16 protein-coding genes and 1 pseudogene are annotated in these 16,841 nt (G+C 38.7%); 12 read left to right on the forward strand and 5 right to left on the reverse strand.

All coding sequences use genetic code 11. The features are described from left to right. Positions 1-44: 44 nt before the first annotated feature. A complete protein-coding gene (locus tag NRL14_RS01425; protein WP_149605914.1) occupies positions 45-2,768 on the reverse strand; it encodes an insulinase family protein in 2,724 nt (907 codons plus the stop codon). 192 nt (positions 2,769-2,960) lie between these two features. Between NRL14_RS01425 and sixA the strand changes: the two genes are divergently transcribed. Genes sixA through NRL14_RS01440 form a run of 3 tightly spaced genes read left to right on the forward strand, consistent with a single transcriptional unit; the run spans position 2,961 to position 4,557 of the window. Further along, the gene (sixA, locus tag NRL14_RS01430) at positions 2,961-3,431 is read left to right on the forward strand and encodes a phosphohistidine phosphatase SixA (protein ID WP_007377738.1); all 471 of its coding nucleotides are present in this window, start codon (positions 2,961-2,963) and stop codon (positions 3,429-3,431) included. Between the two features lie 26 nt (positions 3,432-3,457). Continuing rightward, entirely contained in the window at positions 3,458-3,814 is a 357-nt protein-coding gene (locus NRL14_RS01435; RefSeq protein ID WP_033040656.1) for a RidA family protein, read from the forward strand. 5 nt (positions 3,815-3,819) lie between these two features. Then, a complete protein-coding gene (locus NRL14_RS01440; RefSeq protein ID WP_149605915.1) occupies positions 3,820-4,557 on the forward strand; it encodes an SDR family oxidoreductase in 738 nt (245 codons plus the stop codon). 1 nt (position 4,558) lies between these two features. On the opposite strand, the gene NRL14_RS01445 is transcribed toward NRL14_RS01440, so the two are convergent. Continuing rightward, positions 4,559-5,488 carry an AEC family transporter gene (locus tag NRL14_RS01445; protein ID WP_008138554.1) on the reverse strand — a complete coding sequence of 310 codons (930 nt, stop codon included), beginning with the start codon at positions 5,486-5,488 and terminating at the stop codon, positions 4,559-4,561. A gap of 27 nt (positions 5,489-5,515) precedes the next feature. Beyond that, positions 5,516-6,073 carry an endonuclease SmrB gene (gene smrB, locus NRL14_RS01450; RefSeq protein WP_007377742.1) on the reverse strand — a complete coding sequence of 186 codons (558 nt, stop codon included), beginning with the start codon at positions 6,071-6,073 and terminating at the stop codon, positions 5,516-5,518. Positions 6,074-6,226: 153 nt separating this feature from the next. Here smrB and prmB point away from each other — a divergent pair, with 153 nt between their 5' ends. Next, positions 6,227-7,162, forward strand: coding sequence for a 50S ribosomal protein L3 N(5)-glutamine methyltransferase (gene prmB, locus NRL14_RS01455; protein ID WP_002962167.1), 936 nt, complete (start codon positions 6,227-6,229; stop codon positions 7,160-7,162). A gap of 64 nt (positions 7,163-7,226) precedes the next feature. Continuing rightward, a complete protein-coding gene (gene aroC / locus NRL14_RS01460; RefSeq protein ID WP_197185467.1) occupies positions 7,227-8,324 on the forward strand; it encodes a chorismate synthase in 1,098 nt (365 codons plus the stop codon). Between the two features lie 53 nt (positions 8,325-8,377). On the opposite strand, the gene NRL14_RS01465 is transcribed toward aroC, so the two are convergent. Further along, complete coding sequence (locus tag NRL14_RS01465; RefSeq protein ID WP_306723807.1) at positions 8,378-9,523, reverse strand: lipase family protein; 1,146 nt, start codon at positions 9,521-9,523, stop codon at positions 8,378-8,380. Next, the gene (locus NRL14_RS01470) at positions 9,520-10,164 is read right to left on the reverse strand and encodes a DUF6795 domain-containing protein (RefSeq protein WP_306723808.1); all 645 of its coding nucleotides are present in this window, start codon (positions 10,162-10,164) and stop codon (positions 9,520-9,522) included. The genes NRL14_RS01465 and NRL14_RS01470 overlap by 4 nt, the downstream gene beginning before the upstream one ends. Positions 10,165-10,493: 329 nt before the next feature. On the opposite strand from NRL14_RS01470, the gene NRL14_RS01475 reads away from it, so the two are divergent. The 7 genes and pseudogenes from NRL14_RS01475 (at position 10,494) to NRL14_RS01505 (ending at position 15,944) form a co-directional block, all read left to right on the forward strand. Then, the gene (locus NRL14_RS01475) at positions 10,494-10,874 is read left to right on the forward strand and encodes a DUF4112 domain-containing protein (protein WP_306723809.1); all 381 of its coding nucleotides are present in this window, start codon (positions 10,494-10,496) and stop codon (positions 10,872-10,874) included. 106 nt (positions 10,875-10,980) lie between these two features. Then, positions 10,981-11,628 (forward strand): glutathione S-transferase family protein, encoded by a 648-nt coding sequence (locus tag NRL14_RS01480; protein WP_306723810.1) that lies wholly within the window; start codon positions 10,981-10,983, stop codon positions 11,626-11,628. 276 nt (positions 11,629-11,904) lie between these two features. Then, positions 11,905-11,967, forward strand: a pseudogene (locus tag NRL14_RS01485) (hypothetical protein); the annotation flags it as partial. Positions 11,968-12,267: 300 nt separating this feature from the next. Further along, on the forward strand, positions 12,268-12,822 hold the full coding sequence (locus NRL14_RS01490) for an elongation factor P hydroxylase (RefSeq protein ID WP_138586258.1): 555 nt from the start codon (positions 12,268-12,270) through the stop codon (positions 12,820-12,822). After that, positions 12,812-13,975, forward strand: coding sequence for an ATP-NAD kinase family protein (locus NRL14_RS01495; RefSeq protein ID WP_306723811.1), 1,164 nt, complete (start codon positions 12,812-12,814; stop codon positions 13,973-13,975). The genes NRL14_RS01490 and NRL14_RS01495 overlap by 11 nt, the downstream gene beginning before the upstream one ends. Next, on the forward strand, positions 13,972-14,247 hold the full coding sequence (locus NRL14_RS01500) for a YfcL family protein (protein ID WP_008138544.1): 276 nt from the start codon (positions 13,972-13,974) through the stop codon (positions 14,245-14,247). The genes NRL14_RS01495 and NRL14_RS01500 overlap by 4 nt, the downstream gene beginning before the upstream one ends. A 143-nt stretch (positions 14,248-14,390) precedes the next feature. Beyond that, the gene (locus NRL14_RS01505) at positions 14,391-15,944 is read left to right on the forward strand and encodes an AbgT family transporter (protein WP_306723812.1); all 1,554 of its coding nucleotides are present in this window, start codon (positions 14,391-14,393) and stop codon (positions 15,942-15,944) included. Positions 15,945-16,841 lie beyond the last annotated feature (897 nt).

The raw sequence follows: 16,841 nt of genomic DNA on the forward strand, positions 1-16,841 counted from the left end.
CTTCAAATTTACAAATGATAATCTAAAACAAGCTAAACCAAGAGTCAAAGAGAATGCGAATAAACAGGCATATTTTGAGGTTTATTGTCTTTAGCTGAGCTTAAAAGCTCATATCTTGGTCGATTTTCATCAAATAGGATGACGGCATACTCTTTTATATCTTTGAGTGTTAATGCGTTTAATGCATTAAGTAACTTTTGCTGCATATTAAATTCATGATCTCTGTTGCCTATTGCAAGCCAAAAACGTTGCGAGCGTAATCGTAGGTTTTTATCTTTTTCAGCAATATGGGTCGTTAAGCCATGTTTCTGTTGCTGCCAATTTTCTTCATTAAGCTCATCGATGTTGGTTAAATATTTATTAACAAAGCTGTTATGTCTATGCATTAATGTTTTTGCGATAAACTTTGGCGATTGTATATAAAAAGCAATACCCGCACGAGTGTTAAAAGGAGCATAACCAGCCCCAACTAAATAACCTAGCTGTTGTGTGGTTCGTAACTCGTTAAAGTAGTCTTGGTTCATTAAGTGATTAAGTGCCATTAATTTAACTTTTTCGATTACACAATCAGTTTTTGCTTGATAATACACAACCATTGCATGGTCACTGCAAGGCAGCTCTAGTTCGTAGCGTGTTACTTTTTCAATTTCAAATAGCGGACGTCTTAAATCATCAATTATGGCTGCGTTTTTTAAGTGTTCGGCGACCTTTTTTTGAAAGGCTATTGCATCACTTTGCTGCCAGTTACCATGTAAAAATGATTCAACATGTAGTGCTTTAAAAAAGTCTTGTCTGAATTCATTAAATTGCTGAAAACTTGTGTTTTTTAATGCTGATGCAAGTTGGTCTGGTTGTGGATTCCAAGGCATTACTTTAGCACCTAAAATACTAAACAGTTCACTAACTGGTTTGTTTTGGTTGCTATTTCGCCAGTGCCTGACAAGTTGTTTTTTGTATTCAGCAAAACGTTTTGCACAAATGTCGACATTAAATAGGGCGTCAAGAAGCTCATCAACTAATTCTAATTGGCTAGACGATAATCCGGCTGTATGCAGTGTTAAACCGCCTTGGTGAGATGTTAAATGGTAACTTAGCCCTGCCAGCTCCGCTGGGTAAAATTGTTCACCTACGCTATCCATAAATAAATCAGTAAATAAGCGAGTCAGTGCCATGTGTTTTACGTCTTTTACTGCAAAGTCAGAGTCCAAGGCTAAATAAAAATGGCCTTTTGCTACTCTAAAAGTATTGTCTTGCTTAAACCAAAAGTCAAAACCGGGCTCTCTTACTAAAAGTTCAGGTTTTATTTGTGGTTTTTCTACATCATATAGCACCACATTTTTTGTTAAGTAAGGGTTTGCCGTTGGCAGTAGCATATCTTTCAGTGGTTTATTTATATCACTTAAAGCATCGAGCCAGCTGGGTGATATTTTTTCAACTTTATACGGGGTGTTATACCATGCAGTTTTGTGTTCTGGTTCTACATCAGGGTGGATAAGAACAATACGCATATTATGCGGCGTTAACCATTGCATTGCGATTTCGTGGGTGGCTTTTTTAAAGCCCTCCATCAAGTAGTCGCCTTGCACATAATTGACTTCATCGTAATGTTGCATATTTATACTTAAATTACTGACCCAATCGATTAGGCGTGACTTTTCTTGATTATCGAAAGCAATTTGTAATAGGTTTTTTTTATCTTGATAAAGACGAGGTAACTTCTCTGTATTGGCATTAATTAAGCAAATATATTCAAACACCATTTCAATAATGTCTTCAAAATATTCAATACCTTCGTCAGTGAGCGCCATGCTTATATTAAAATCTTTAAAGTTACTGCCGTTAATACCGCCGCCAGCTGAGAGCGCATTTATCCAACCTTGTTCTTTTAAAATAGAGTAAAGAGAACCTGCACCTTCATAACCTAATAAATGAGCAATAAAACTCACCGTTTTATGGCGATAAAAATCATCAATATTTGGCATCGCAAAACTGACAATCAGTTTTTGCATATGTTTGTGCGGCTCAATATGCAGCACTTTCCCTATATCTTGTTTACGGTAAAGTGGCTCACTGATCTCTGGTTTTTTAAGGTTTTTATTACCGTTAATTTCGTTAAAATATGTATTAGTCCAACTTTGTAAGGTGTCGAGCTCTTCATTGGCGCAAATAACTAACGTCATCCACTGGGCTTGATAAAAAGCATTAAAAAAATCCCGAAGTTCGTCACTTATACAGCGCTCCCTGTCTGCCAACGTTTGTAGATTACCAACTGAAAACTTAGCAAAAGGGTGGGCTGGATTTACCGTTTCTTTATGTGCTTGATAAATACGGCGGCCATCGTCTTTAATTTTTAGTTTAAATTCGGCTTCAATTGCGTTACGTTCTTTTTCGGTTTCGGCTGAATTTAAAAGTGGCGCAATAAAAAAGCGGCTAAATTGCTCTAATGCATTTTTAAATTCTTGATTATTAATATCAAAAAAATAGCAGGTATGCTCTGTGCCAGTCCACGCATTAGTGTTTCCACCGGCTTGAGATACATAATTATTAAAACTACCAGAGTCTGGAAATTGGTCAGTACCTAAAAAAAGCATATGTTCTAAAAAGTGTGCGAGGCCTTGTCTATCAAGAGGATCGTCAAAATGACCAGCATTTACTGCCATAGATGCAGCCGCTTTTGTTGAATCTTTATCTTGCACAAGTAGTACTTTTAGACCATTGTCCAGTGTAAGAGCTTTATATGCTCTGTTATCATTACGACTGATATTCAAATGATGCTCCTGAAATTAAACGTTTACTTGTTAACAACAGATGATAACTTCAGGAAAGTGGAATACGACTAAAAGGTTTACCTGAATATCACGAAAGAACTATTTTAGAAAAAAATAGGTTTATGTTTTTAATATAGCGGACAAATGGGCAAATTGGCTACTGTTTTATATTCTTTAATCGGTTGATTTTTTATGAAAACAATCCTAATAATGCGCCACGGCGAAGCAACACCGATGCAGGCTGATGATGCGGCTAGAAATTTGACTCAAACGGGTCATACTGAAGCCGAGAAAATGGGCCTATGGCTTGCTAAACACTACCCACCTGATGCCTTGTTAGTTAGCCCTTACATTCGTGCTCAGCAAACTGCAGAAAACGTTGCTAAAAATGCAGAGTTTAAATTTAGCGAAACATGCAGTGATATTGTACCTGAAGGAAAACCGCAAATAGCAGCGGATTATCTCGAAACGCTTATAGCAGCACACCCCCAATGCAACACTTGGCTTGTGGTAGCACATATGCCAATTGTGAGTTATTTAGTTGATCAATTATGCCCTGGTAACATGCCTATTTTTAATACGGGTGCCATTGCTGTAATTAGTTACGATGAAAGAACTCAACGCAGCCAGTATATGAGTATCAATGCTCCCGATAATGTATAAATTTAATTAATAATATGAGTGAAGAAATGACTATTGAACGCCTTCAAACCGGTGCGCGCATGAGCCGCATTGTAAAACATAACGGCACTGTGTATTTATGTGGGCAGGTATGCGCCGACGCGCAAAAAGATATCAAAGAACAAACTCAAACTATGCTTGATAAAGTAGAGGCGCTGCTTGATGAAGCGGGAAGTTCAAAAGAACATATGCTTAGCGCGACTATTTATGTAAAGAGCATGGAATACTTTGCTGATATGAATGCAGTATGGGATGCATGGGTAACCGAGGGTTATGCACCAGCACGTGCCTGCGTTGAAGCTAAAATGGCACGTGATGCACTGCTTGTTGAAATTTCAGTAGTTGCAGCTTTAAAAGAATACTAGCTTTAATGAATCGCTCCCCCGTTGTACTTATCACAGGCTCTAGCCGAGGTATTGGCGCAGCTACTGCACTATATTTTGCAAAGCAAGGTTATAATGTTTGCATTAACTATAAAGCTGATTTAGCTAGTGCAATGTTGGTGGCAGAAAAAGTAAAGCGATTAGGCGTTGAGGCTGAAGTAATTCAAGGTGACGTATCACTAGAGGCTGACGTTTTAGCTTTATTTATGCATATAGATAAAGTCTTTGGTCGGCTTGATGTACTAATAAATAACGCTGGTATTTTAAAACCACAAATGCCTTTGTTAGAAATGAGTGCTGAGCGCATAAACGAAGTTTTGACTACAAATATTAACAGTGCTTTTTTATGTAGTCGTGAGGCTATAAAGCGAATGGGAAATGGCGGCAGTATTATTAATGTTTCATCGAGGGCTGCTAAAACGGGCTCTCCTAATGAGTACATTGATTATGCAGCATCCAAAGGTGCAATGGACACATTTACTATTGGCTTGGCAAAAGAGGTGGCAAGTAAAGGTATTCGTGTTAACTCGGTTAGACCAGGGCTTATTTACACTGATATGCATAGCGATGGTGGTGAAAAAAACCGAGTCGATCGTCTTAAAAGTAAATTACCCCTTGGCAGAGGCGGTACACCCGAAGAGGTTGCTGCAGCAATTTACTTTTTAGCTTCGGAGCACGCTTCTTTTACAACGGGTAGCTTTGTTGATGTAGCCGGCGGTTTGTAAGCTAAAGTAATAAAGCTAGCCAAAACGTAAAGCTAATAACACTTAAGATAGTAGAAAGTACGACAGCCCCAGCAAGCGTGGCTTCATGCTGCTTTATTTGACTTGCAATAAGATAAGCATTTACGCCAACAGGGGACGCACTTAAAAGTACCAATACATTAAGTATTTGAGTGTCTAGCTTAAATACATAGGTGCCTACCAATAAAACTAGCGCAGGCAATAAAAATATTTTTAAAATTGATGCTATTAACGCCGGTTGCCAATTTGCAGCTATTTTATAAAAAGCTAAATTTGCACCAAGTACAAATAGCGCACAGGCAATTGCTGGTTTAGCTAATAGCTCTAAACTATTTGCTAAGTCGGTGAACAGTGTTACTCCTAATATGTTTAATATAAGCCCGCACCCAATACTCAGTACTATTGGGTTTAACACCATACTTTTTCCAAAGTGCGACCACGAAAATTTATCGCTACTGCCTTTAGCCCCTATTAAAAAAGTAAGTGCAAATAACAATGTGCTATGAAAAGTAATGATCATAAACGCAATGGCTATCATCTCTTTGCCAAGCGAGGCAATAACAATAGGAATACCCACTAACACCATATTTGAATAGCTAGAAGCAAGTCCAAAGACGCCGTGTTGTTGGTAGTTTTTTAAATGTTTTTTACTTAAATAAAAGCGATCAATTAATATACCCACCCCAAATACACTCAGAACAGGTACGTAAAAGCTCAAAAATGCAAAAAGGCTAATGCTTTGTTGTAAGTTAATTTGCGACATATTTAATAATAAAAAAGCAGGCAAACTAATATAAAAGGTAAACTTACTCAGGCCTGCGATATGCTGCTTGTCGAAAAATTTTAATCGGCAACAGCTATAACCAAACGCAACAATAAAAATGAGCGGAAAAATAATTGAAAAAATATGCACGTAGTTACATCCTGGTAATAGCTAAAGTTAGCGTCTAAATTCATCACTTTGCGGTAAATTGATTAAAATAAGTACAGCGCCTCTACCACCATATTCGAGAGGGGCTTGATGCATCGCTATTACGTCAGGGTGCTGTACTAAGTACTGCGGTACTTTGTGCTTTAGTACACCGCCACCAATACCATGCACTACACATGCGCAATAATAATGCTGCTTTTTACATTCGTGAATGAGTCCAGCGAGTTCATCTTTAGCGAGTTCTTTATTTAAGCCATGTAAATCTAGCGTCAAATCGGGTGCAAAGTCACCACGGCGAAGCTGTTTAGCTAGGAAGGTATCTTGGCCAGGTTTTACATATTTAACCGTGCCGTGGGTGTCTATATCAGGAATATAAACGTCTGAGAAGAAAAATTCAGATTGAGCCTGCTTTTTTTGCTGGGCAAATTGCTTAGCTTGTGACACCTTAGGCTTTGTATCAAAACGATGAGTATCTTGTTTAAATACTTTGGCGCCTGTGATCGTTTGACGAAATAAGCTTATGTCGTCATTGCTTAGGGACGAATGTGATGGAGTGTCTTTTTTCATAACTATTACCTAAACAAAAAAACGTAAAAACGCAGCGCAAAAGGCGGTACAATACTTAAATGAGGGGGCAATTGTAATTTGCCCAGCGCAGATAGGCAATGCAATCGTCTTAAAGACTCAAAACAGTCAGTAAGCTAATACAGGTAAAAATATATGAGCGATTTACAAATAGAAGAAGCAACACTCGAAGAAGCCGTTGCAGAACTGTCAACTTTACATGACTGGTTACGTTGGACTACAAGCCAATTTGCAAGTAGTAGTATATTTTTTGGACACGGTACAGATAACGCATGGGATGAAGCTGTAAGCTTATTACTGCCTGCGCTTAGCTTGCCTGTTGATGCGCCAAAAGAATTAATGCATGCGCGTTTAACAAGCACAGAAAAAAACCGACTTGCGGGTCTTATTGCAGAACGTATTAACGACTGCACGCCAGTACCTTACTTAACAAACATTGCATGGTTTGCGGGTATGCCATTTTATGTGGATGAACGTGTACTTATACCTCGCTCACCATTTGCTGAGCTTATCAGTAACCGCTTTACACCCTGGCTTGAAGAGCCACAATCGGTTAACCGTATATTAGATTTATGTACGGGTTCGGGTTGTATCGCAATCGCACTTGCGCAAGCTTTTGAGCAGGCACAAGTTGATGCGGTAGATATATCGTATGAAGCACTTGAAGTGACAGACATAAACATTAACGATTACATGTTAACTGAGCGCGTGTTACCTATTCAATCTGATGTATTTAGTGGTGTACCAGGTCAAAAATACGACCTAATAGTAGCAAACCCACCGTATGTTGATGCGGAAGATATGGCTGACCTGCCACGTGAGTTTCATCATGAACCAGAGCTTGGGCTTGCATCAGGCCACGATGGTTTAGATGTAACCCGTACTATATTAAGCGAAGCGAGTGAACATCTAACAGATAACGGTTTGTTATTTGTAGAAGTTGGTAACTCTATGGTACATATGGATGCACTGTATCCGGGCGCGCCGTTTGAATGGATTGAATTTGAACAAGGCGGCTTAGGTGTATTTGTAATTAGCAAAAAGCAGCTAGATGAGTATTTTGCAAAATAAGTAAAAAATGAATAGCCAAGCCCTGTGCTTGGCTATTGGTAGTCATTAGGAATGAGGAAAGTTAATGGCAGGTAATAGCATTGGGCAGTTATTTAAAGTGTCTACCTTTGGTGAGAGCCACGGCGTTGCATTAGGCGGCGTTGTTGATGGTACTCCCGCAGGTCTCGAAATCACAGAGGCCGACTTACAAATTGATTTAGATCGCCGAAAACCAGGTCAAAGCCGTTACACAACGCAGCGCCGCGAAAGCGATCAAATAAAAATATTAGCAGGCGTTTTTGAGGGTAAAACCACAGGTACTAGCATTGGTTTATTAATTGAAAACACCGATCAACGCTCGCAAGATTACGGCAAAATTAAAGATGTATTTCGCCCAGGTCACGGCGATTACACGTATTGGCATAAGTACGGCCTGCGCGATTATCGTGGTGGTGGTCGCTCATCTGCACGCGAAACCGCAATACGCGTAGCGGCAGGTGCTATTGCTAAAAAATACTTAAAGCAATTTCATGGTATTGAAGTTAAAGCATGTTTAAGTCAGCTTGGTCCTATCAAGGCGGAAACGTTTGATTGGGATGAAGTTGAAAATAACTTATTCTTCTTCCCTGATGCAAGTAAGCTTGAAGCGCTTGACGAATACATGCGTGACCTTAAAAAGCAAGGTGACTCAGTTGGCGCTAAAGTAAAAGTAGTGGCAAGCAATGTACCTGTTGGTCTTGGTGAGCCAGTATTTGACCGTCTTGACGCCGAACTTGCGCACTCATTAATGAGTATTAACGCAGTTAAAGGCGTTGAAATTGGTGATGGCTTTGATGTGGTTGAGCAAAAAGGCTCTGAGCATCGCGACGAGCTAACCCCTGAAGGTTTTACATCAAATCATGCAGGTGGCGTACTTGCGGGTATTTCGACAGGGCAAGATATTATTGCTTCTATTGCGCTAAAACCAACGTCGAGCATTACCATCCCAGGTAACAGCATTAATACAAGCAATGAAGCGGTTGAGATGATCACTAAAGGTCGTCACGATCCGTGTGTTGGCATTCGTGCAATCCCAATTGCTGAGGCAATGATGGCTATTACCTTAATGGACCACTTACTGCGTCAACGCGGGCAAAATCCATATGTAAACCACGAACACGGGCCAATTAACGGCTCTGTTTAAGTGTTTATTGTGAGCGCGGTTAAACCTTATGAGGCGGCCGCGCTCCTTTTAATTTAAATAAGATCAATAGCTTGTTTTGCAACCATGTAAAGCTTTTTGATCATCAAACCGAGCACCCATCTGATGAATTGCTTACTTAGCTCCTTAACTTCGTGAGTTTTTTTCCCCACAAATGCAAGCATATGACCAATTAAGCCTTTTAATTCTTCAGTTAATTCTACAAATTTGACTACAGAATCAAATAAACATCGGGCAAGGGTGTCATAGAAAGTTAGTCCGAGACCTAATCCTGCTTGGACTGAAATAAAAGCGTACTGTCCTGTTTTCTTTAAAAAAGTTATTAGGCCGTCTGTAATTATTCGTTGCCATTTGAGTGAAAAGGTTACGTTGTAACGAGATGAATACTTTAAAACAGTATGATTATGATGTAGGGTCTTCAAAGAATTTTCCATACTTGCATAATCACTGTATGCAGCAACTGTATTAACGTAACCAGGTTGACTTTTTTCCATAGAGTGTGCGGCAAGACTGAAAAAGGATCCTTCATTCATAGCTGTTTGATATTCATTAGAGGTATGGCTGAATGGCCAGGCTGGTACACAAGGTACAGGATCGGCGCCATGAGTAACTCGATATTGGCCGATATTAGTTGCTGCTGAGTGTATTGAATTATTTAATACTACTCTAGGCGCACCAAAAGTATACAAATTCGTAGGTATACCTTTTTTACTAGCCCAAATAGCCGTAAGCTGAGCAATAGCACCACCTAAACTGTGCCCCACAATATGCAAAAATTCTGGTTTATGTTTTTTTATATAAGAATTAAACATAGGCTCCATACTAGTGAAGGCTTTCTCAAAACCTGAATGTACCTCCAAGTTTTTAGGGCCAAGGGTTGTTGCAACATTTAAGTTGGTTAGCCAATCTGCACAAGATGAGAAAACAGTACCACGAATAGCAATAATATGGTGATTTTTGAATTGTGGTGAAGCACCTTCAGCAGTCAGAGCGAAGCCTGTCGTACGGTTTAGAAGTTGGTTTATTAACCCACCACTAACGCCCTGAATTTGATTGTTAGTCACTTTAAAGTTTCTGACAAAGTCATTATGAAACTCCCCGCTGAAGTCATAGCTTTTTCTTATGTCATAAACTCTATTTGCGACAGAAGCTGCCGTACTTGGTGATATTGTTTTATTCATAGCTCAACCTTCTTCCCTGTGAAACGTTCTGTTAAATCATTCAAGTTGCCATTATGGACTTCGTACTTCTCTTCACCGTTTTCCATAACCCACGTTGGGTTGTAATCTACATCCCATCTGCAAATACTTGTCGCGGTTCTATTGAGATATTTGTTGGTATTATTTTTAAATTCAAATCTGACTAATTGATTAGTTATTTCACACTTTAAAAACTTAAGCTTTTCGGTGAATTCAGGTAGCTCTGAAATGCCTGGTTGTGTAGCCCCCCACAAACCAATAATTAAGTTGTTACCTTTCCTAATAAAAATCTTCTGGTGGACGCGATCTTCGGAAATTAATTTATTAGGGATTGAAGAAAGTATAGTTTTTCGTGGTAAATGAAAGCGTCCGTCATCACTTGTTATTACGGAATCAAGTCGTTCAACGCCATCAATATATGTTAATGAGCGTATTATTTCTAAGTCAGCAATTGGCATGCCGTTTTCTGTAACGATGCCGTTGACATCAGGACTTAAAAATACTTCTTTCTTTTTTCTGAACCAGCTAAACATATCTTCTCCTTGACCAAGGGCTGGAAAAACAATAGCACAAATAAGAATTAAAAAGATGGCGAATCGAGGTAAATAAATAGATTTATTCATAGGCAATCCTTGCATAATTTCCTAGATTTTAACTAAGAAAAAAATGTATGTAAAGCGAGAGGGGACTTGTTTTTATAAAGTGCTTTGATAGCTATTGCAAATAAGTAATCTCTCTCAAAGTTTCCATTTATATACATAGTTTGTATTGATTATTGATCCCGAGGTTGTTTTATTTGTTGGATCGATTTTCATGTACTTATCATGCGGGCTTGCTAACGATTTTGATCTTAAAGCCAACTTCAAGTACCAATTTATTAGTTTTGTAATTCATTAAGTATTAATACTCCCTAGTGTTTATATATAACAACATTAAATAAAAAGTAGCTATTATGAGTAAAAATATTCAACCTCCGCTCACATCCGCTGAATATGAATCAACACTGAAACGTTTGGAAAGGTTTAGTCATTTTACAGATAGCAGCATTGGTATTCCTTTTACTAAATTTAATATAGGTTTGGAGGCTGTGATTGGTTTAATTCCTGTTATAGGTGATGCCGCAGGGCTAATTTTATCAAGCTATGTGCTTATAGAAGCGCAGCGTTTAGGTGTGAGTAAACGTATAAAGACTAAGATGTTCATTAATATGCTCATTGACTTTGTGGGCGGTTTAGTGCCATTTTTTGGCGATATATTTGATGCGTTTTTTAAAGCTAACACGCGTAATACACAACTATTAAAAAAACATTTAAACAAGCAGTTAAGTGAGTAATTAATAGCTTTAATTAACTGTTAGCAAAGAGACTTTAAACAAAATGTTGTTGGTTGTTTAATCACCTAGTAAGGTAGGAGCGTCTATTCACTTTGGTATTTACAATATGCAATTATTCATCGGTAATAAAAACTACTCCAGCTGGTCATTACGCGCATGGTATTTAATGAGTAAATTTGATGTTGAGTTTAGTGAAACTCAGCTGGTACTCGACACTCCTGGTTTTTACAATGAGCTAAAAAAGACCTTTGCTGTGCAAAAAGTTCCAGCGTTAATCGATGGCGATTTACAAGTATGGAATTCACTAGCAATTTGTGAATATATTAACGATGCTTACTTATCGGGCGCTGCATGGCCAAAATATATTACCCAAAGAGCTAAAGCGCGTGCGCTAAGCGCTGAAATGCATTCAGGCTTTATGGCGCTGCGCAGCGAAATGCCAATGAATATAAGAGCTACCCGTAAAGTAGACCTATCGAGCGAAGCATTAAAAGATATAGCCCGTATAGACGAGATATTTGTACAGCAACAAGATGTGTTTCCAAATGAGTGGTTTTTTGGTGACTTTAGTATTGCTGATGCCATGTACGTCCCTATTGTATTGCGTTTAAAAACGTATCAAATTACGTTATCGCCAGAGGCGCAACAATATTGTGACTTTGTTATGCGCTGCCCAGTATTACAAGTATGGATCACTCAGGCATTAACCGAAACCGATATTGTAGAGTGTGATGAAGCAGGAACGCCTGTATAATTATTATTTTTCATATGGCATGTTCTGTGCCTTAAAATCATAAGTTTAAACTAGGCAGCTCATGTATCTTAATCACCCAAGGTATGGCAATAAACCGATAACTACCAATACCTCAGTGACAATAGAGGCGATAGAGAATGCGCACTGGCGTTACTCGAGGCTTAAATACTTCCCTAATACGGTAATATTGGCTGATATAAAAAAGCAAAACTATGCCATTGACCCTCGGGCACTTTATGTTGATATTGAAGAGAAGTGCGAAAGTTGCTCTAAGGCATTTATTTTTTTGCTCAAGAGCAGCAATATTGGTTTGAGGTACTTGATTTTTGGGTCGATTCACACTGTACACGTTGTTTTGAATGCCGTAAGCATGCCAGATATATACTAACTTTACGTAAACGGTACGATATGTTAACTAGCTTAGCCAATAAAACCTCAAGCGAAAAAGCACAGCGTAAAGAACTTGCCAATACGCTTTACTGTTTAGGTATTATTAAAAATATCAATAAAGTGAAAGATTAATCCGCTTATATTTTACTATCACGCCTTATTTTTACTTTAGTTGTAAAAGCCCGTACAATTCGTCTCGTTTTTAGTGCGCTATGTAGCGCTGTAACCGAGACGAGTTAGCCTAATTTTATGCATCAAATAGCTGATCTAATTTCAATTTTTGAACGCACTTTTTATCAAACTTATAATACTCGGTTGATAAAAGGCGACAGCGAGCCTGTGTATTTACCGGCAACAGATTATGTGCTCTATCACCAAGTCGTATTTGCCCATGGTTTTTACGCCAGTGCATTGCATGAAATTGCACACTGGCTGGTGGCGGGTAATGAACGGCGTTTATCAGAGGATTACGGCTATTGGTATTGCCCCGATGGGCGTGATAAACAACAACAAGCTGATTTTGAAAACGTTGAAGTAAAGCCCCAAGCCATCGAGTGGTTATTAAGTACCGCAGCAGGGTTTAATTTTAATGTGTCGGTAGATAACTTAAACGGCGAACAAACGTGTCGGTTTGATTTTCAGCAGCGCGTGCATCAACGAGTGCTTACCTTGATTAAAAACGGTTTTAACTCTCGTACGGAGTCACTTTTAAAAGCGCTCTCTCATTTTTACAACACACCGTGGCCATTAACTGCACAGCAATTTAATTGGCAACACCCAAAGGAGCTTTGTAATGGCGTTTAAATTAGGCTTAATTGTAAATCCAGTCGCGGGTTTAGGTGGCACGGTTGCTTTAAAAGGGAGTGATGGCGCACAAACTGCTGCCAGAGCTATTGAGCTAGGCGCAGAGCCAAAAGCCAATAGCCGCACAAAAGCAGCGCTTGAAGTGCTATTACCTTATAAAGAGCGCCTGACTATTTACACTGTTAACGGTGACATGGGTGAGAAAGCAGCCAAAGCCTTAGGCTTTAATGCAGAGGTTGTGTACAACACTTCTGCAATAACAACCCCAGATGACACAGAACAAGCAGCAAAAGTACTTAAAGACTGTGGTGTTGATTTAGTTTTATTTGCCGGAGGTGACGGTACAGCACGTAATATTTGCCATGCAATAGAAGACACTGTGCCTGTACTTGGCATTCCCGCAGGCTGCAAAATCCACTCTGGTGTGTACGCTATTACACCAAAAGCTGCAGGGCGCGTAGTCGAAATGCTGGTTAAAGGTGAGTTAGTTACCTTAGCCGATGCAGATGTAATGGATATAGATGAAGATGCCTTTAGACAAGGCACAGTAAAAGCAAAGCGCTACGGCGAAATGCAAACCCCAAGTGAAGTACGTTATATGCAAGCGGTTAAAAATGGCGGTAAAGAAACCGACGAGCTCGTGCTTGCCGACATTGCTGCGCATGTTGTATCACAAATGGATGAAGACACATTTTATATTATGGGTAGCGGCTCAACGGTTGAAGCTATAATGGAAGAAATGGGTCTTGAAAATACGTTACTTGGCGTTGATTTAATAAAAGATCAAACCTTAGTTGCCCAAGATTTAACGGCTAAGCAATTGCTTGAGCTTACACATGATCAAAGTACTAAGTTAGTCATTACGCTCATTGGCGGGCAAGGGCATATATTTGGCCGTGGTAACCAGCAATTGAGTCCCGTGCTTATACGCGCAATTGGCAAAGAAAATATTATTGTAGTAGCAACAAAAACAAAACTACTAGCGCTTAATGGCCGCCCCCTTATTTGTGATACAGGCGATGGCGAATTAGATGATGAATTAATGGGTTATATTAAAGTAACCACCGGATTTAACGACCATATTATGTATGCAGTAGGGCACCACAACATTGAAAATAAAGGTGCTTTGCAAAACCAGGAGATTAATAAATGAGTTTAGTGAACTATATCGATGCAGCCCAGCAGTACTTCGATGATTTAGTAATAAAAGCAACTGACGATGAGTTATTTGCTGGCGGCTATTTACGAGGCCACTATGATCTTGCAGTTGGTTATGCCGAAGTAGAAAAGCTGACAATCAGTATAGATGAGCTAAACGAAACTGTAGAGCAAAGCTTAGTAAAAGCATATCGCAACGGCGAGCTTAACGAAGAAGACAAAACATTAGTTGCACGCTTGTGGGAAGAAGTTAAAGCCCTCGCTTAACCCTAAGTGGCAAAAAAAACACGATTTGTTTATCACTATCGTGTTTTTTTGTGCCAAAAATTTTTAAAGCAAATTTTCATGTTAATTTACTGTTTCGTTTTTGTGCGGTATTGTTACTGAAATAAACTTTAGGAGCGGTAAAAATGAATAATAATCAAGACGCTTTACCTTCAGGGGTCGTTGCGCGTTTTTTAAATTTTGTTGAGCGGGTTGGGAATAAGCTTCCAGATCCAGCCGTAATATTTCTATTTGCAATGTTATTAATTTGGTTTTTGTCGTGGTGGTTTTCAGGCGTAAGTTTTGATGCAATAGACCCACGTACCGGTGAAGCGATTATTATTAATAATATGCTGGCAAGTGATTCGCTTGCTACCTTTTTATCCTCTATGGTAAAAACCTTTACTGGCTTCGCTCCCTTAGGTGTCGTTTTAGTAGCTATGTTAGGTGTCGGTGTTGCAGAGCATTCGGGCTTTATTAATACTAGTCTTAAGTTAATGCTTAAAGTTACTCCTAAAAAGCTATTAACGCCTTCAATCATTTTAGTGGCCATTGTGAGCCATACCGCTACTGACGCAGGTTATGTATTAGTTATTCCACTTGCAGGTGTTATATTTTATGCTGCAGGACGTCATCCGCTTGCGGGTATTGCAGCTGCATTTGCAGGAGTCAGTGGTGGTTTTGGGGCTAACTTTATTCCATCGGGTATCGACCCATTACTACAAAGCTTTACCCAAAGTGCGGCGCAAATAATTAATCCTGCAATAGCAATTAACCCGTTAAATAACTGGGCATTTGCTTCAGCATCTAGCTTATTTATTGTGGCATTAGGCTGGTACATTACCGATAAAATTATTGAACCACGTTTACAAAAAACAGCGGTTGATGGTGCTAAAGAGGATTTACCTGTATTTGAAGATGCACGTAGTGATGAAAAACGGGCCTTTTATATAGCCAGTACAGTAATGATAGCAGGACTTGCGTTATTAGCATTTGTTTCTGCTCCAGACGATTCTGCAATGCGCAGTAGTGACGGATCCCTTACTAATTTTAGCTCTCCTTTAATGCAATCAATTGTCCCACTAATATTTTTACTTTTTTGGATTCCAGGCACTGTATATGGTTTTACGGTAGGTACCTTTAAAACTTCAAAAGATATGATTGATGCTATGAGTAAAGCGATGAGCGGCATGGCATATTATATCGTCATGGCATTTTTCTGTTCGCTATTTATTGCTGCATTTAGTAAATCAAATTTAGGTGCATTACTCGCAATCGAAGGTGCGCAGTTATTGAAGGCGATGGAATTGCCAAGTGCAGTAACGGTTGTAGGCATTATCTTTTTAACTGGCTTTGTTAATTTGTTTGTTGGTTCAAGTTCAGCAAAATGGGCGTTACTTGGCCCCATTTTTGTACCAATGTTAATGCAACTTGGCATTTCGCCAGACTTAACTCAAGCCGCTTATCGTGTAGGTGACTCAAGCTCTAATATTATTACACCGTTAATGCCATACTTCCCATTGGTGGTTGTGTACTGTCAAAAGTATGTCAAAGGCACCGGTATAGGCACTTTAATTGCTATTATGCTGCCGTACTCAATCGCCTTTATGATTGGCTGGAGTATCTTTTTATTAGGTTATTGGGCACTTGGTATTCCATTAGGTTTAGATGCAAGCTACATTTATCCAGCATTGCCTTAACCTAAACCTTTAAAAACCTCACTCACTTGAGTGAGGTTTTTAAATAAAAGTCCTGTAATGTAAAAATGAGTCTAAGTTACCTTTCTAAATCTCTCACTATATAGCCAAATAAGCTGGCCTCTCCAACAATATACACATAATCATTTTTGTTGTTCATTATTGTAGACTTATCGTCATACCACCTAAAATCATGAATCTTATTCGTTTTAGGGTCTTTGAAGTATAAACGAGTACAGCTATCTTCATACTCAGTGCCACACTCCTGTACATCGGTCAGGATGTATTCTTTATACCAATAGTCGCCTTGCGTGTAGTAAGCCCATCATTTAATAGGATCAGAGATAAAAACATAGAGTACTCCAAAGATTAATAAAGGGGATAATGGGTACATGAAAATGAATGCTAATTTTATTTTAGTATCTGAGAAATTGTATTTAAGTGATTCTCTATATTTACTGCAGCGTTTATATTTATTGAATATAAGTATATTTAAATAGATAAATAGTGCACAACAGATAATAGGGAGGGTTATAAAGAAAACAACGTCGTATAGTTCATTTGAGATGAATGGTGGATCTGTAAAGTCCATTAAAATAGGTATAGTGATGCATAATAAAATGAGGAGTACTATTGCTACAAAGAGCAAGTTGTCGTAAATCTTTTTCAATTTTTAATTCGTCCGTGAACTATAGCCTTTGTCTAGTTTATAGAATTTTTGTTATTTTAAAAATCAGAGAAATGTATTTATAGGCATTAAGCAACCCGAACTCAGGCTAAAAAAACTATTTCAAGCCGCTATTGAATTGACGCGAAAGTTTACTTTGTTTTCACTGTAGCAGCAGCTTAAAAACAAAAAACCTTGTCACTTTCGTGGCAAGGTTTTTTTATTAAAGAGTC

The sequence above is a fragment of the Pseudoalteromonas sp. 20-92 genome (genome assembly GCF_030847595.1).
GTDB classification, from domain to species: domain Bacteria; phylum Pseudomonadota; class Gammaproteobacteria; order Enterobacterales; family Alteromonadaceae; genus Pseudoalteromonas; species Pseudoalteromonas fuliginea.

Coding starts and splice junctions, on each gene's coding strand:
- NRL14_RS01480 (WP_306723810.1), top strand. CDS start 10,981: ATGCAATTATTCATCGGTAATAAAAACTACTCCAGCTGGTCATTACGC.
- NRL14_RS01475 (WP_306723809.1), top strand. CDS start 10,494: ATGAGTAAAAATATTCAACCTCCGCTCACATCCGCTGAATATGAATCA.
- smrB (WP_007377742.1), bottom strand. CDS start 6,073: ATGAAAAAAGACACTCCATCACATTCGTCCCTAAGCAATGACGACATA.
- NRL14_RS01500 (WP_008138544.1), top strand. CDS start 13,972: ATGAGTTTAGTGAACTATATCGATGCAGCCCAGCAGTACTTCGATGAT.
- NRL14_RS01465 (WP_306723807.1), bottom strand. CDS start 9,523: ATGAATAAAACAATATCACCAAGTACGGCAGCTTCTGTCGCAAATAGA.
- NRL14_RS01495 (WP_306723811.1), top strand. CDS start 12,812: ATGGCGTTTAAATTAGGCTTAATTGTAAATCCAGTCGCGGGTTTAGGT.
- NRL14_RS01435 (WP_033040656.1), top strand. CDS start 3,458: ATGACTATTGAACGCCTTCAAACCGGTGCGCGCATGAGCCGCATTGTA.
- sixA (WP_007377738.1), top strand. CDS start 2,961: ATGAAAACAATCCTAATAATGCGCCACGGCGAAGCAACACCGATGCAG.
- prmB (WP_002962167.1), top strand. CDS start 6,227: ATGAGCGATTTACAAATAGAAGAAGCAACACTCGAAGAAGCCGTTGCA.
- aroC (WP_197185467.1), top strand. CDS start 7,227: ATGGCAGGTAATAGCATTGGGCAGTTATTTAAAGTGTCTACCTTTGGT.
- NRL14_RS01505 (WP_306723812.1), top strand. CDS start 14,391: ATGAATAATAATCAAGACGCTTTACCTTCAGGGGTCGTTGCGCGTTTT.
- NRL14_RS01470 (WP_306723808.1), bottom strand. CDS start 10,164: ATGAATAAATCTATTTATTTACCTCGATTCGCCATCTTTTTAATTCTT.
- NRL14_RS01440 (WP_149605915.1), top strand. CDS start 3,820: ATGAATCGCTCCCCCGTTGTACTTATCACAGGCTCTAGCCGAGGTATT.
- NRL14_RS01490 (WP_138586258.1), top strand. CDS start 12,268: ATGCATCAAATAGCTGATCTAATTTCAATTTTTGAACGCACTTTTTAT.